Annotated in this window: 15 protein-coding genes, 1 tRNA gene and 1 pseudogene; 11 read left to right on the forward strand and 6 right to left on the reverse strand. The window is 58.0% G+C overall.

Annotated elements, in window-relative coordinates; translation table 11 throughout:
- Nucleotides 1–137: 137 nt before the first annotated feature.
- On the reverse strand, nt 138–2,753 hold the full coding sequence (clpB, locus tag DHN60_RS07140; RefSeq protein ID WP_108836740.1) for an ATP-dependent chaperone ClpB: 2,616 nt from the start codon (nt 2,751–2,753) through the stop codon (nt 138–140).
- Nucleotides 2,754–3,198: 445 nt separating this feature from the next.
- On the opposite strand from clpB, the gene DHN60_RS07145 reads away from it, so the two are divergent.
- Nucleotides 3,199–3,489: an orotidine 5-phosphate decarboxylase gene (locus DHN60_RS07145; protein ID WP_108836588.1), complete on the forward strand. Its 291-nt coding sequence runs from the start codon at nt 3,199–3,201 to the stop codon at nt 3,487–3,489.
- Nucleotides 3,490–3,632: 143 nt separating this feature from the next.
- The gene (gene pyrF, locus DHN60_RS07150) at nt 3,633–4,349 is read left to right on the forward strand and encodes an orotidine-5'-phosphate decarboxylase (RefSeq protein WP_108836589.1); all 717 of its coding nucleotides are present in this window, start codon (nt 3,633–3,635) and stop codon (nt 4,347–4,349) included.
- Between the two features lie 256 nt (nt 4,350–4,605).
- Here the strand turns inward: pyrF and DHN60_RS07155 are convergent, their stop codons facing one another.
- Nucleotides 4,606–5,034, reverse strand: a complete 429-nt coding sequence (locus DHN60_RS07155) for an NUDIX hydrolase (protein ID WP_108836741.1) — start codon at nt 5,032–5,034, stop codon at nt 4,606–4,608.
- A 55-nt stretch (nt 5,035–5,089) separates the two neighbouring features.
- On the opposite strand from DHN60_RS07155, the gene DHN60_RS07160 reads away from it, so the two are divergent.
- Entirely contained in the window at nt 5,090–6,343 is a 1,254-nt protein-coding gene (locus DHN60_RS07160; protein ID WP_108836590.1) for a DNA polymerase IV, read from the forward strand.
- Between the two features lie 3 nt (nt 6,344–6,346).
- Here DHN60_RS07160 and DHN60_RS07165 read toward each other — a convergent pair whose 3' ends face one another.
- A complete protein-coding gene (locus DHN60_RS07165; RefSeq protein WP_108836591.1) occupies nt 6,347–7,207 on the reverse strand; it encodes an N-formylglutamate amidohydrolase in 861 nt (286 codons plus the stop codon).
- 150 nt (nt 7,208–7,357) lie between these two features.
- Between DHN60_RS07165 and DHN60_RS07170 the strand changes: the two genes are divergently transcribed.
- The 4 genes and pseudogenes from DHN60_RS07170 to DHN60_RS22600 form a co-directional block, all read left to right on the forward strand.
- A tRNA-Val gene (locus DHN60_RS07170) sits at nt 7,358–7,432 on the forward strand.
- A gap of 109 nt (nt 7,433–7,541) precedes the next feature.
- Nucleotides 7,542–7,667 (forward strand): type B 50S ribosomal protein L36, encoded by a 126-nt coding sequence (gene ykgO / locus DHN60_RS07175; RefSeq protein ID WP_005850168.1) that lies wholly within the window; start codon nt 7,542–7,544, stop codon nt 7,665–7,667.
- Between the two features lie 287 nt (nt 7,668–7,954).
- Nucleotides 7,955–8,350, forward strand: a complete 396-nt coding sequence (locus DHN60_RS07180; RefSeq protein ID WP_108836592.1) for a DUF805 domain-containing protein — start codon at nt 7,955–7,957, stop codon at nt 8,348–8,350.
- Between the two features lie 97 nt (nt 8,351–8,447).
- Nucleotides 8,448–8,513: pseudogene (locus tag DHN60_RS22600) on the forward strand (50S ribosomal protein L36); the annotation flags it as partial.
- Nucleotides 8,514–8,768: 255 nt separating this feature from the next.
- Here the strand turns inward: DHN60_RS22600 and DHN60_RS07185 are convergent.
- Nucleotides 8,769–9,362 carry a TetR/AcrR family transcriptional regulator gene (locus DHN60_RS07185; protein WP_159089141.1) on the reverse strand — a complete coding sequence of 198 codons (594 nt, stop codon included), beginning with the start codon at nt 9,360–9,362 and terminating at the stop codon, nt 8,769–8,771.
- A gap of 102 nt (nt 9,363–9,464) precedes the next feature.
- Here DHN60_RS07185 and DHN60_RS07190 point away from each other — a divergent pair, with 102 nt between their 5' ends.
- From DHN60_RS07190 to DHN60_RS07205, 4 genes are all read left to right on the forward strand, one after another.
- Nucleotides 9,465–9,920, forward strand: a complete 456-nt coding sequence (locus DHN60_RS07190) for a cupin domain-containing protein (RefSeq protein WP_234423561.1) — start codon at nt 9,465–9,467, stop codon at nt 9,918–9,920.
- Nucleotides 9,921–9,973: 53 nt separating this feature from the next.
- Nucleotides 9,974–10,396 carry a hypothetical protein gene (locus DHN60_RS07195; RefSeq protein ID WP_108836595.1) on the forward strand — a complete coding sequence of 141 codons (423 nt, stop codon included), beginning with the start codon at nt 9,974–9,976 and terminating at the stop codon, nt 10,394–10,396.
- Nucleotides 10,397–10,758: 362 nt separating this feature from the next.
- Complete coding sequence (gene yghU, locus DHN60_RS07200) at nt 10,759–11,637, forward strand: glutathione-dependent disulfide-bond oxidoreductase (RefSeq protein ID WP_108836596.1); 879 nt, start codon at nt 10,759–10,761, stop codon at nt 11,635–11,637.
- A 100-nt stretch (nt 11,638–11,737) separates the two neighbouring features.
- Nucleotides 11,738–12,220, forward strand: coding sequence for a hypothetical protein (locus DHN60_RS07205; protein WP_159089142.1), 483 nt, complete (start codon nt 11,738–11,740; stop codon nt 12,218–12,220).
- 18 nt (nt 12,221–12,238) lie between these two features.
- On the opposite strand, the gene DHN60_RS07210 is transcribed toward DHN60_RS07205, so the two are convergent.
- Both DHN60_RS07210 and DHN60_RS07215 read right to left on the reverse strand, forming a co-directional pair.
- Nucleotides 12,239–13,870, reverse strand: a complete 1,632-nt coding sequence (locus DHN60_RS07210) for an iron ABC transporter permease (protein ID WP_234423571.1) — start codon at nt 13,868–13,870, stop codon at nt 12,239–12,241.
- A gap of 144 nt (nt 13,871–14,014) precedes the next feature.
- Complete coding sequence (locus DHN60_RS07215) at nt 14,015–15,220, reverse strand: phenylacetate--CoA ligase family protein (RefSeq protein ID WP_108836599.1); 1,206 nt, start codon at nt 15,218–15,220, stop codon at nt 14,015–14,017.
- Between the last annotated feature and the right edge of the window lie 48 nt (nt 15,221–15,268).

Here is a 15,268-nt window from a genome sequence, read left to right on the forward strand (position 1 = left end):
CCAAAATAACCCTCCCAAAAATCACCCCAAACCTTAACAAATCCTAAATTCACCTCTGTAACCCATTGAAGTCTATAGGGGCGGGGGATGTCCCAGCGTGGGACACCCTTTTTCCGCCCCCATCCGGGGCCCTTAAATCAGTGGACGACCGCATCATCCGGCCGGGGCCGATTGGTGCCAGAAACCCGGTCCCCAATGATCAGACCCTGAGAGCCCGCCGACACCTCGACCACCTCCCCATCCTTGATGTCCCCAGCCAGCAGCATCTCTGCCAGCGGGTTCTGAAGGGCAGACTGAATGACCCGTTTCAAAGGCCGCGCCCCGAACACCGGATCATAGCCCTCATCCGCCAGCCACTTCAAAGCGCCCTCATCCAACTCCAGCGAGATCTTCCGCGCCGCCAGCCGTTTCAAAAGCCGCGCCATCTGGATCGTCACGATCCCCGACATGTCCGCGCGCGCCAGCCGATCAAAGATGATCGTCTCATCCAGACGGTTCAGGAACTCAGGCCGGAAGTGTGCACGCACCGCATCCATCACGTCCCGCCGCGCGTCCGAAGCATCCGCCCCGTCCGGCAACTGGCTGAGGCTCTGCGCCCCAAGGTTGGACGTCAGGATGATCAGCGTCTGCTTGAAATCCACAGTCCGCCCCTGCCCGTCCGTCAGCACCCCATCGTCAAGCACCTGCAAGAGCACGTTGAACACGTCTGGATGCGCCTTCTCGACCTCATCAAACAGCACCACCTGATAAGGCCGCCGCCGCACCGCCTCGGTCAACACGCCGCCCTCATCATAGCCGACATAGCCCGGAGGCGCACCGATCAGCCGCGCAACCGCGTGCTTCTCCATGAACTCCGACATGTCGATGCGCACCATCGCGTTGTCATCGTCGAACAGGAACTCAGCCACCGCTTTGGTCAACTCGGTTTTACCCACGCCGGTGGGGCCAAGGAACAGGAACGATCCCAAAGGACGGTTCTCGTCGTTCAGCCCGGCACGCGCCCGACGTACCGCGTTGGCCACGGCCCGCACGGCACTGTCTTGCCCGATGACGCGGGCGTGCAGCTGGTCTTCCATCCGCAGGAGCTTTTCGCGCTCACCTTCCAGCATCTTGGCAACCGGGATGCCGGTCCAACGCTCGACAACAGAGGCGATTTGCTCAGGCCGTACAGCCTCAGCCACCATCGCGTCACTTTCGGCACCTTCGGCCTCGCCCAGCTTGCGCTCAAGCTCAGGGATCACACCGTAGGACAGCTCACCCGCCTTGCCGAGGTTGCCCTCGCGTTTGGCGATGTCGAGCGCTGCACGCGCCTGATCCAATTGCTCTTTCAGATCACGAGCACCGGCCAGCTTGTCCCGCTCACCCTGCCACTGCGCGGTCATTTCGGAACTGCGCTGGGACAGGTCAGCCAGATCTTTTTCGAGTGTCTCGAGCCGATCCTTGGACGCGGTATCATCCTCAAGGCGCAGCGCCTCGACTTCGATCTGCATTTGCAGGATCTGACGATCGAGCGCGTCCAGCTCTTCGGGTTTGCTGTCCACTTCCATCCGCAAACGGCTTGCCGCCTCGTCCATCAGATCGATGGCCTTGTCGGGCAAGAAACGGTCGGTGATATAGCGGTGGCTGAGCGTGGCCGCAGTCACCAATGCGCTGTCCGAAATCCGCACACCGTGGTGCAGTTCGTACTTTTCCTTGATGCCGCGCAGGATGCTTACCGTGTCCTCGACCGTCGGTTCTTCGACCAGCACGGGCTGGAACCGACGGGCAAGGGCCGCGTCTTTTTCGACGTATTTGCGGTACTCGTTCAAGGTGGTCGCACCGACACAGTGCAATTCACCCCGCGCCAGCGCAGGTTTGATCAGGTTGGCCGCGTCCATCGCGCCCTCAGAGGCACCTGCCCCAACCAGAGTGTGCATCTCGTCAATGAACAGGATCACTTCACCAGCAGCTTCGGTGACTTCTGTCAGAACAGCCTTGAGCCGCTCTTCGAACTCGCCGCGATACTTTGCGCCCGCGATCAGTGCACCCATGTCGAGCGCAAGCAAGCGTTTGTTGCGCAAGGATTCAGGCACGTCACCATTAACGATACGCAGCGCGAGGCCTTCGGCAATCGCGGTTTTACCGACGCCTGGTTCACCGATCAGCACCGGGTTGTTCTTGGTCCTGCGAGACAACACCTGCATGGCACGGCGAATTTCTTCGTCACGACCGATAATCGGGTCAATCTTGCCCGCCTCGGCCCGCTCTGTCAGGTCCATCGCGTACTTTTTAAGGGCGTCATAGCCATCCTCGGCGCTTGCCGTATCGGCCGTGCGCCCCTTGCGGATGTCGTTGATGGCAGAGTTCAGGGACTGCGGGTTTACCTTGCCCGCCTCCAAAGCGTCCTTGGCACCGGATTTCACCATGCCAAGCGCCATCAGCACCCGTTCGACAGGTACAAAACTATCGCCTGCCTTTTTGGCAAGCCCTTCGGCCTCGGCCAGCACTTTGCCCGTAGCCTGATCAAGATAGACCTGCGCCGCATCCCCACTAACTTTGGGCAGTTTTGCCAAAAGTTGATCAACGTGGGTCAGTACGCGGGCAGGATCACCACCGGCGCGCGTGATCAGGTTGGCCGCGAGGCCCTGATCGTCGTCCATCAGTGCTTTGAGTAGATGTTCGGGGGTCAGCCTTTGGTGGCTGTCTCGTGTCGCAATTGTCTGCGCAGCCTGCACGAACCCGCGCGACCGCTCCGTGAACTTGCTCAAGTCCATGGTCATTCTCCTTTTACAGCGCCCACTTTTTCGCGCCCTCAGATAGGCACGCGAAGGTGTAGGCCTTACGCGTAAAAGATGGGTGTGCAGGTGCCCGTTCGCAAGACCCTCTGCACCTCAATCCGACCAAAAAACGTGTAGCAGTCGTCACGATACCCGGAAAATCAGGAAACAACCTCGGTCAACTAACCCACAGCCATTTTTTACACCGTATCAAAATGTCATGGCGGTTTTCCGCCGAAGATCTCCGGTGTTCAATCGCATTGGATGCAAATGCAAAATTAGATATATTTGTTTAATACCAACCAGTTAATAAAGATCAAGCTCCACCTTCACGCGCACTGCACAGGGTTGTGACGCCACGTCCGCCTATCTCCCCCTTTTTTTCCAAACGGCAGCGTCCACATACTTATCCACAAGAGCAGAGACATAAAAAGGTGTCAAAATGTATACCATCCCACTGCAATTCAGCGACGTGATCTACAACGCTGCGAACCAGACGTTTGAAGCATTGGTAACCGTGCATGACCGGTCCGGAGCGCGCCGCTATGCCTGCGCAATCTCAGCACCGATCGAAATGGAATTCGAGGAAGCCGCCAAAGGGTTGTCCACGCAAGCGATGCGCCGACACGGTCGCGGCGACTTAGGATCAATCCTCAAATTCTCGCGGACGTATGCAAATGGCCAAGGGCCGCAGGCAGATGCCATTCCGCAAGACCACCAGCAAGCAGCCTAAGCACTCCGCCTTACCTCGGTTGCACTTAAGGAAGCAGCTTCAGAACGCCCGAATGCGTCCTTATGCATTTGGGCGTTTTCGTTGATGGATTTTGCCCATGTCCTGCCGTATGACCCCGTGGCAGCACATTGAGGGGCATAGACATGGCAGATGACAGACTAATCGTGGCGATGGACGTGCCAAACGCCGTGGCGGGGCTCGAATTGGCGACCACCCTAGGGGACAGCGTCAGTTTCTACAAAATCGGCCTCGGAATGCTTACGGGCGGCGGCCTCGCGCTGGCCAACGAACTGAAACAGGAACACGGCAAGCGTATCTTTCTGGATATGAAACTGTTCGACATCGGTGCCACGGTTGAGGCGGCGGTGCGAGGTCTCGCTCAATTCGATCTCGACTTTCTCACCGTTCATGGTGATCCGCATGTGGTACGCGCCGCCAAAGAAGGTGCGGCAGGTTCCTCTCTCAAAATCCTGGCCGTCACCATTCTGACATCGCTGGATCGCGACGATTTGGACAGCTGCCTGATCCAGCCGGGTGAAATCAGCGATCTGGTGCCCGAACGGGCCGCACGCGCGTTCGAAGCGGGTGCCGACGGCGTCATCGCCTCACCACACGAAGCGGTTGCGATCCGGGCCCTGCCTGAGTCGGAAAATCGACTGATTGTGACCCCAGGAGTGCGCCCTGCAGGAGCCGATACTGGGGATCAGAAACGCATCGCGACCCCCGCAAATGCCATCGCAAACGGGGTTGACCACATCGTAGTGGGCCGTCCGATCTGGCGCGCACCAGATCCGAAAAAGGCCGCTCAGAGCATTCTGGACGAGATTGTCAGCCCGCAAGCGCACAACCCAAATCGCTGACAAACAACGCATTTTTGCAGTTATCCACGACTTATCCATAGGTTGTATTGCGCCGAATGTTTCATCAACTGATTGTGCCTTAGGCGCAACAGGACACTCTATATTGCAAGGTATGGATTTCCTGACTGTGCCAAAACCCGCCCTAGTGGTAAGTTGACCTTAGGTGATACTCCCCGACGAACCATTTCTTCCTGAGGTTCGTCACCTCCCCCCGCTCGAGTGCGGGGGGTTCTTTTGAGGGGTAGGCCCATCCGATTCACTCAAAATTGACGGACGCGACTCCGGCCAGATAGTCACCCAAACGGGGCTTGAATTGCGGGACCACCATGTCGTTTTGCAAGAAGCTTTCTACAGACATCAAGGCCCACCCTTGCCCCTCGTCACCCAGCACGATTTCGTCCTCGATTTCGCTGGAAACCTGGGCTGCAAAAAACCACGAAATATCTCCGCTGGACGTGCCGTAGTCGCGTCCCCAACTTACGAGACCGGGATCAATGACAAGGCTCAGTTCTTCGTGGGTTTCACGCAGAACACATTGCAGGGGGGTTTCGCCCGCTTCAATCCCACCGCCGGGCAGGTCCCAGTACCCCGCCCACAACAATCCCGGCGTGTCGTCGCGCTGCAAAGTCGCCAGTTGATCCCCGACAAACAGCGCAAGCTTGGCCCCAATCACCCGTCCCGCCATGTTCAAATCCTTTGCCACCCGCTAGAGTGCCTAACACGAGCAACAAAGCCTGCCCATGCCCAGCCTCTGCCGCGAATGCCTGACTGAATTTGACACAGCACCGCGCTGCCCGTCCTGCGGCAGCCCGCGCGTCGTCGCGCATCCCGAACTCTTCGATCTGACAATCGCTCATATGGATTGCGACGCCTTTTACGCTTCGGTGGAAAAGCATGATAACCCCAGCCTCGAAGGCAAGCCGGTCATCATCGGCGGCGGGCGGCGCGGCGTGGTGTCGACTGCCTGCTATGTGGCGCGCATAAGGGGCGTGCGCTCGGCCATGCCAATGTTTCAGGCGCTCAAACTGTGCCCTGATGCGGTGATCATCAAACCCCGGATGGACGCCTATGTTGACGCCTCCCGCGCAATCCGCGCATTGATGGAGGAACTGACGCCTGCGATCGAGCCGCTGTCCCTGGATGAGGCCTTCATGGACCTGTCCGGCACGACGCGGCTGCACGGCGCCCCGCCTGCTGTGATGCTGGCCCGGCTGATCAAGCGGATGCGCACCGAATTGGGGCTGACGGGCTCCATTGGCCTCAGCCACAACAAGTTCCTCGCCAAGGTCGCCTCTGATCTGGAAAAGCCCCACGGGTTCTCGGTGATCGGCAAGGGCGACACCGACGCCTTCCTGCGGGACAAACCGGTGCGGTTGATCTGGGGAATTGGCCCCGCGGCCCAAGCCTCTCTGGAAAAAGCGGGGATACGCACCTTTTCGGATCTCCTGCGGTGGGAGCAAACCGATCTGGTCGCGCGATTTGGATCGATGGGAGACCGGTTGTGGCATCTGGCACGCGGGCAGGACAAGCGGCGCGTATCGCGGAATGCACCCATGAAGTCGATCAGCAACGAAACCACCTTTGGCGAAGATACGAACGATCCAGACATCCTTGACGGGCACCTGTGGCGCATGGCCGAAAAGGTCTCGGACCGGGCCAAGGCCAAGGGGCTGGCGGGGCGTGTCGTCACGCTCAAACTCAAGCGACGCGATCATTCATCGCTCACACGACGGCTGTCGCTGCGGGATCCTGCGCAACTGGCCGACACCGTCTACCGGGTTGCACGGGGGCTGTTCGATCAGGTTGGGGACGAGGGCCCATATCGGCTATTGGGCTGCGGGCTCAGTGATCTGTGCAGTGCCGATCAGGCCGATGCCTCAGGCGATTTGCTGGACCCGGACGCCCACAAGCGAGGTCAGGCAGAACGGGCCGCAGATGCGATCCGAGATCGCTTTGGGCATGACGCGATCATGAAAGGGCGAGCGCTGCGCTAGGCTCTATTCGGCGGCCAGAGGCACCCGCGTCTGCCCAATCGCGGCGATCTCTGCAATCACCGACTGCAAACGCGCCTGAACCTGCGCGAACCCGGCATTGGGCGTAATCTGCCGCTCGTCCATATAAAGGGAACGATCAATCTCGACCTGAATAGCGTGCTGATTGCGAGACGGACGGCCATAAGCCTGTGTAATGTAGGCACCCGCAAACGGTGCATTGCGCACAACGGCAAAGCCAGCTGCCGCAAAGGCCGCTTCGACCCGTTCCATCACGTCGCTGCCCGCTGCGGCCCCGAAACGATCCCCCAGAACAACGTTCGGGCGCGCTATTCCGCCACGTGCGATACCGTCCATCGCCTCATGCGGCATCGAATGGCAGTCAATCAGGATCGCCTGCCCGTGATACTGATGCGCACCGTCCAGCAGCGTCTGCAACATGCGATGATAGGGGCGCCAATACAAATCAATGCGCCGCTCGGCTTCGGCGCGGTCCAGCTTGCCGCGATATATCGCACGCCCATTCGCCACCACACGGGGAATCACACCAAGGCCGCTGGCAATACGCGGATTGTGACCCTGCCGGCGCACGCCTTCGATCAGGGCCGGGTCCAATTCGTCAGAACTGCGGTTGAGGTCGATGTAAGCGCGCGGCGCACCCGCCTTGAGCAACGGCGCACCTGCACCGGGGGCCGAGGCAAACAATTGATCCACGAACGCATCCTCAGAGGACCGCACCGTCCTTTCATCCAAAACCGTCTTGCTCAAAAAGGTCCACGGATAGTCGCGCCCGGAATGGGGCGATGCAAACACCACGCAACTCGTACGTCTTTCGGGGTGTTCAACGTCATAGGCGACTTTTGGCATGGATCCTCCTGTTGGCTGGTAACATAACCCATGAACCGGGAAAGCCAAAAGCCCTTGATCCTGCCATCGACTCCTTTTATAGCCCCCCTACCCGGCGCGGATTTCCGCGCCCACTTTTATTGTGGGCCGCTAAAATGTGCAGGGTAACGTGCGGGATTAGCTCAGCGGTAGAGCACTTCGTTGACATCGAAGGGGTCACAAGTTCGATCCTTGTATCTCGCACCACCGCATTCCGCTGAAGGGCAATCGCCCTGACGCATATTACACCGGCATCTCAGGTGCCAAAACGAAACCCGGCGCTGCTTCGCGCCATGAAACATGAGGAAGAAGCGCCATGAAGGTTCGCAACTCGCTCCGTTCGCTCAAAAACCGGCACCGTGATTGCCGCGTTGTGCGTCGCAAAGGCCGCGTATACGTCATCAACAAGACGCAACGCCGGTTCAAAGCACGCCAGGGTTAAGACCCAAGCGACAGACTTTTGAAAAAGCCGCCCTCACTCGGGGCGGCTTTTTTGTTGGCAGATTTGCAATCCCTACATAGGCCGCAAACGACCCCTGTACGGGAAAATCCTCCGTTGGGTGCCCCTGCATCACTCGTAAAAATGCCTGATTGAGGTGCACCAAACAGAGAGAATTGACGCGTGATTGTTAATTTACGACAGTAAGGGGCGCCTGAACGAGTATTCTTTGAAATGTTTTGCGAGCGCGGCGCGCGCAAATTCGGATTTGATTACAAGCAGGAATAGCCATGAACTCCATGAAAACAGCGGCCCGAACAGTTCTATCAAAATACGCCACGTTCAGCGGTCGAGCATCCCGATCAGAATTCTGGTGGTGGATCCTTGCCGTGTTCATCGTCCTTTTCATCTGTCAGATAATTGACGGCGTCCTCATCTTGCCGCTGCTCGGATTTGAAGCGTTCCAAGCCGAAGGCGGCACTCCGCTGTCATTTATTGTCTCGCTACTTGTGATTCTTCCAAACATCGCCGTCGCAGTACGGCGCCTGCACGACACTGGTCGCGTTGGATGGTGGCTACTGATCGGGCTCATACCGGTCATCGGAGCGCTTATCCTTATATACTTCTACGTCCAACCAAGCGAAGAAGAGACCAACCAGTTCGGCCCACCACAGCCCTTTAGTTGAACGGCAAGGATCGTCCCTGGGCTTGATCGCTCCCGGACTGGGGCGGTTAAAAGAGCGCTGAGAAGGTTCGAAAATTGCCCCGTTCGCCCAAAACCGGCGCCGCAATTGCCGCGCATACATCATCAACAAAACGCGGCGCCGGTTCAAAGCTCATGAGGGTTAAGGCCCTAACAACAAGATTTGAAAAAGCCGCTCCGATCCGGGGTGGCTTTTTTGTTTTGGGTAGGAAGAGGTGGGGATAAACGCCCGCTGTGCGTACTTGTTTTGCTTTCGATACGGCTGCACCGATGACTGTTTTAGAGTTGGAAAATCGGGTTGGAACGGTCGTTTTTGCCTTAGATATGCGCGTGACCAATACGTGCACTGGTGTTTTACAGAGGGGATCTGGCGCTGGGTTTGGCTGTGAAAGAGACCTGCCTTAGTTTGCTTTTGCGAAGGTTCGGTCGACGATGGCATCGACCATAAAAGCCGTTGTTTCGCGCGCTTGCTTCTGCGTCGCGCCTGCGACATCGGTCAGGGCGATCATAGCTTCCAAACCCGTTGAAGCAGACAAGGCGCGCACAAGGGTGTCTCTTTGTTGGCGAGACAAACCGGTATCGTGTTCTGACAATGCCTGCCGAAACATTTTTACGCGGCGACCACCACGGGCAGTTGTCGTGCTTCCGGCCCGCCATTCGGTCATCGCTGCTGCCAGAAACTGCCGAAAACCGGCTTCGTTTTCCAAGGAAAGATCCAGAAAATACAGGCAAATTGCCTTTAGCTTTCCGCGCAAATCCTGCGCTCCGGCAACCACTGCATCATAAGGCTTTACCGAAACATCGAGAACGGCCTCGGCGACAAGAACGCTTGCGTCGGAAAAGTACCGATAGCTCGTTGCCTTGGACACGCCATTTACCGCAGCGGCCGCAGTGACCGTTACGGTTTTCCCTTCGGACAACAACTGTCTGGCACCCTCAAGGATCGCTTGCCGTGTTCGTTCTCGCTGTGCGGTTCGGTCGTAAGATTTTGTCATGTTCATCTTTTCGAGGCTACAGTCTCTTTATGAGACACTTGTCTTACAATGAGACTCGACGTATCAGTGATGTCAGAATCAGTCAAGCAAGTGAGGATTGACATGGCGAGTCGCCCGCGCACCTACAACGTTCTGAATATTTTGACGAAGTTTCACGCCTTTCCATCGGAGGTCGACGGAAAATTCTGTCTTGTCGAGTGCACCGTACCGGTCGGCGCCGGAGCACCGCCGAACCACCATGCAGGCGAAACCGAAGGCTTCTTTGTTCTGGACGGCGAGATTAAGTTCACAATCGACGGTAAAGAAAGTTCTGCTGGGCCAGGCGATTTCGTGGCAATCCCGGACGGCGCAGTACACGCATTTCAAGCAATTGGAGACCGCCCTGCGCGGCTCCTCGTTTTAAACGCACCCGGGCATATGCACGAAGCGTTTTTCACAGGACTTGGCGCCGTTCTTCCTGAGGGCCAGCGCGAACTGCCAGACCCTGCAGCGCCGGATATCAGTGCCGTACTAAAGGTCGCCGGCGAAGTCGGAATGACAATCGTCGCCCCACAGTAAGTGCAAAACAACCTGATCTAGGCACACCAGCCCCAAGCGAAAAGGAACGAGAAATGACAAAACTACCGACATGGTTCTTCGCAACAGCCGCAATTTTTGCACTGTGTGGTATGGTATGGGGCATCCAGATGTCTGCAACCCACGATCATACGTTGTCGCCAGCGCATGGGCACTTGAACCTGATCGGGTTTGTCTCAATGTCGGTGTTCGGGTCTTACTATGCCTTGACGCCGAAAGCCGCTGAAAGTCCGCTGGCCGCTGTCCATTTCGTGCTTACAGTCGCAACTGTCGTCGTTCTCACACCTGGCATCGCAATGGCAATCACAAGTCAGGGTGAAACGTTGGCCCAGGTTGGCTCTGTTCTGGCTGTAGTATCCATGGCTGTCTTCGTTTTTACCATTCTTCGCCACGGCGTCGGGAGTGTAGACAGTCAACCGATCCAAGGACACGAGGTTCAACCACAACCCGCAGAATAGGCCACGTCTTCAGAGAGTTTCTCGACACCGAAGCGCCACACACGGATATTACCCCGGTTCTCAAACCAATTGTCAAAATCGGGCAGCTTCTGACACAGGCAGCGCTGTCACCAAACCAAAGTTTCGCTTCGATCCTGTCGCGCAACTATCAGATGCAGTTCCGAGAACCATTCTTGAACGATCCTAGTCAGGAATTGGTCTTGCAATCCAGCAGCGCCAAATGACCCCTGCCCAGTTTCACGGGCCTGCTGCCGTAACGGGCAGCACAGAGGTATCTGCCCGGATGCACAGGCCCATCCCTTGCACGTCCGCCCGATTGGCATAGGTTTCACAACAACCGCAAAATTCAAAAGGCAGAACCGATGAGCGATCCAACCTACACGCCCCCCGCAAAATGGACATGGGACAAAGCATCAGGCGGCACATTCGCCTCGACCAACCGTCCCATCGCAGGTGCGATGAAGGACAAGGAACTGCCCGTCGGCAAACATCCGTTCCAGCTTTATTCGCTTGCTACGCCCAATGGGGTCAAAGTTACTCTGTTGTTCGAAGAATTGCTGGCCGCCGGTGTGAGTGGCGCAGAATACGATGCGTGGCTGATCAAGATCGGAGATGCGGATCAGTTTGACTCCGGCTTTGTTGAGGCAAACCCAAACTCAAAAATCCCGGCCCTTGTGGATCACACCGGCGACACGCCGCTACGGGTGTTTGAATCCGGATCGATCCTGATCCATCTGGCCGAAAAGTTTGGAATGTTCCTGCCTGCCTCCGGCCCCGCACGCACCGAAGTCATGAACTGGCTGATGTGGCAAATGGGCTCTGCCCCGTTTCTTGGCGGTGGGTTCGGGCACTTCTACGCTTACGCGCCAGAGAAGTATGAATATCCCATCAACCGCTACGCTATGGAAACCAAACGGCAACTGGACGTCTTGGACCGCGAACTGGCGACCCGGCCCTATATCGCAGGCGACGAGTATACCATCGCGGATATGGCGATCTGGCCATGGTACGGACAGTTGTGCTTGGGACGTCTCTATTCAGCAGCGGAGTTCCTCGACGTAGAGAGCTATACCAACGTGATGGCATGGGCGAAAAAGATCGACGCGCGCCCGGCAACCTTGCGTGGGCGCATGGTGAACCGCGTGTTTGGAGAGCCTGAATTGCAACTGCACGAACGCCATGATGCATCGGATTTTGACACGCAAACGCAGGACAAGATCGGCACGGCAGAAACCGACTAGGCGCGCCACAGGTACGGCTGACAGAAGGCGGAGATACCCTCCGCCTTCCCCTTTTCAGATTCCGCGCTAAGTGCAGAGCGAACCTGAAACGGAGATCATCATGCGCCTGCCCCTTTTCATCGTTGCCTTATGTGTTGCGTCACCCGCCCTGTCTGCAGACCTCATCGTCAGTTTTCGCGACGGTGCGCCCAAAGACAGGTTTACGCTGACCTATGAGGGATCCTGCGCATCGCAAGCCACACAGGTCGACATCGACCTTGGCACAGCACCAGCCGGGCTCATCTTTGACATCACCGGCGCGGGCGCCGGGGTCGAAGTGTTTCAGCCGCTGGAATGGGTTGTCGGGTCTGCACGCACCACTGCCGTGACAGACGGCGACACGGTCGTGAGCCTCGAGCTCGAACCGCTCGCACCCGGTGAAACGCTGGCCTTTACCGTCGACATCGACGACACGACAAGTTCGCGCCAGATCACAGTGAACGGGTCTGAAATGGTTGGTGCCACATTGCGTGCAGATGGACAGGAAGTTCTGTTTGACGCCACTGGCACCGCACGGGTCGCACTGGCCAAATGCCAGTCCTAAGACGCATTCCAATGCGCGTCAGCGGCGACCGACCTGACGGCAGATCAGAATAACGGGCAGTAGGCCCACTGCCACGATCACAAGGCTGGGAACTGCTGCGCCGTCCAACCGTTCGTCCGAGGCAAGTCGATAGGCTTGCACCGCCAATGTGTCGTAGTTGAAGGGGCGCATGATTAGCGTCGCCGGCAGCTCTTTCATCACGTCCACAAAGACGATCAGCAATGCGGTCAGCAAGCTGGGTGTGAGGATGGGCAAATGGATGCGGCGCAAGGTGGCAAAGGGCCCCTTGCCCAGCGATCTGCTGGCTGCATCCATATTGGCATGGACGCGCGCTTGCCCGCCCTCATAGGCACCAAGGGCAGCGGCAAGAAACCGGACCATGTAAGCAAAGACCAAAAGCCAGATGGACCCCGTGATCAAAAGCCCGGTCGAGATATCAAATGTGGCGCGCATCCATGCGTCCAGCGCGTTGTCAAAGGCGGCAAAAGGCACCAACAGTCCAACCGCAATAACCCCCCCCGGCACGGCATAGCCAAGCCGCGCGATATAGCTTGCCGCTCCGGACATACGCCCGGGCTGGGTCCGCTGGAAAAAGCCAAGGATGACCGCGGCCGCCAACGTCAGAGCCGCAGCGAGAGCAGCAAGCGTAAGAGAATTGCCAATGAAGGCCAGATAGCGTGGGCTGAGCAAATCCTGCCCTGAGCCAACGCCAAGCGAGATCAGCGCAATCACAGGAATGATTGCGCCAAACAAAACAGGCAGCCCGCACAGGATCATCGCGGCACTCACCTGCCAGCCTGTCAGATCAATCGGTGGATGCTCTTTCTGACCACGGCTCGGATCATGGTATTTGGCCTGTCCGCGCTGTTTGCGCTCAAGCATCGCCAAGAGCAGGGCAAAGGACAAAAGGCACAATGCAAGCTGCGCCGCGCCCGCCCGGTCCGCGAACGAAAACCAGCTGGTGTAAATGCCAGTAGCAAAGGTCTGCACCCCGAAATAGGCGACCGTGCCGAAATCCGCGATCGTCTCCATCACTGCCAGCAGCGCACCGGCAGCAATCGCGGGGCGGGCTAGCGGCAAGCTCACACGCCAGAACGCCACCCATGGGCGCGAACCAAGCGCCCGGGCTGCCATAAAAGTCGATCCGCTTTGCTGTAGGAAAGAGGCCCGCGCCAGCAGGTAAACATACGGATAAAGTACAAGGACAAGCATGACTGCCGCCCCGCCCAGACTGCGGATCTCGGGAAACCAGTAATCGCGCGGCCCCCATCCCATCATGCTGCGCAATGTGGTTTGCACGATGCCGGGATGATCAAGAACATGGGTATAACCGTAGGCCAGCACGTAAGCCGGAAAGGCGAGCGGGATGACCAGTGCAATCTCGAACACGCGCACGCCGGGAAAACGGGTCATGGTGACCAGCCACGCCGCACCTACACCGATGGCGAAGGTGCCCAGCGAGACCAACACTACCAACAAACCAGTGTTGGCGACATAACGGCCCAGCACGCTGCTCGCGAGGTGCACAACCGTGTCGGTGCCCCCGGTCAGCGCCGCGATGGCCACAGCAAGCATCGGCAACAGGCAGATCACGGCAATCCCGAGTGCCGTCCAAGACAGTAGGCGCGGTGTGGTTCGCAATCGTGGAATTGTGGAGGTGACTGACACGTATAGGGCGCCCTTGGGTCGTACCCACTGCTTATCTTACGTTTTCGCTCGGGTTTCCAGCCCTCTGCAACGCGACCTCGGTGATCCGTTCAACCGTCATACTCAAACAGCCGCTGTTTCCTCGGGTCAGTCGTATGTGCGCTGATCCTCGATCACCAATCCGTCTTTGGGCAGGCTGTCTGGCGCGTGGAGCTCCACTGTACCTTTGAGTTTCAGCGTATCCGTGATGCTGCCGGCATAGGCCTCGGCGCTGTCAGAGGTGGTTTCCAGCTGAACCAGCATCGTGTCTTGTTGCCCGTCCCGACCTGCGATCACACGGGCGCGGGTCACTTCAGGGTGCTTGGCCACAAGGGCTGCGACCTGTTCGGGACGCACAAACATGCCTTTGATCTTAGTCGTCTGATCGGCGCGCCCCATCCACCCCTTGATGCGCACATTGGTACGTCCACAGGGGCTTTGGCCTGATAGAACCGCGCTCATGTCCCCTGTCGCAAAGCGGATCAGAGGATAGTCGGGATTGAGCGATGTGACGATCACCTCACCCACTTCTCCTTCCGGCACCGGATCGCCGGTGCCCGGGGTGACGATTTCGACGATCACACCTTCGTCCACAACCATGCCTTCCAAGGCTGGCGTTTCGTAGGCGATGTTACCAAGGTCGGCCGTCGCATAGGACTGCATGCAAATGATTCCGCGATCTGCGTATTCCTGACGCAAACTGGGGAACAGGGCCCCGCCACCCACAGCGGCCTTGGAGAATTTGAGGGCCACGCCCATCTCGTCTGCCTTGTCGAGGATCACTTTCAGATAGTCCGGCGTCCCCGCATAGGCCGTCGTGCCAATGTCTCGGGCGGCAGTCACCTGCAATTCAGTCTGACCAGTGCCTGCCGGAAGAACGGCAGCACCGACAGCCCGAGCGCCAGATTCAAAAATCATACCCGCAGGCGTCAGATGATACCCGAAACAGTTCTGAACGATATCATCCGCGCCAAATCCAACCGCATGCAAAAAGCGGCCCATGCGCCACCAGTCATGGCTGATCCCACCGGGTTCGTAAATCGGGCCGGGGGATTGGAACACATGCGCGAGGTTAGACACGGGTATGCCGCCGAACGGAGGCCTCTCGGCCTGCCATTTGGCGAGTTCAGATTTGCGCAGAATGGGTAGAGTGCGAAGATCATCCAGCGTCTTGAGATTGCCCACGTCAGGAAGGCAACTGTCCGCAGCTGCTGCGACGCGCGCAATCTGTTCGTTGACAGCTGCCAACTGTTGCACAGCTCGGGCATCGGCAGAGCGGGTTTCTAAATCGTCAAAGTAAGTCGTGTCAGGCATCGCAAGACCCGCTCCTCTTTAAATACAGTAAGTCAAACGTGGCATCCG

Source organism: Tateyamaria sp. Alg231-49 (assembly GCF_900143535.1).
In the GTDB taxonomy this organism is placed as follows: domain Bacteria; phylum Pseudomonadota; class Alphaproteobacteria; order Rhodobacterales; family Rhodobacteraceae; genus Tateyamaria.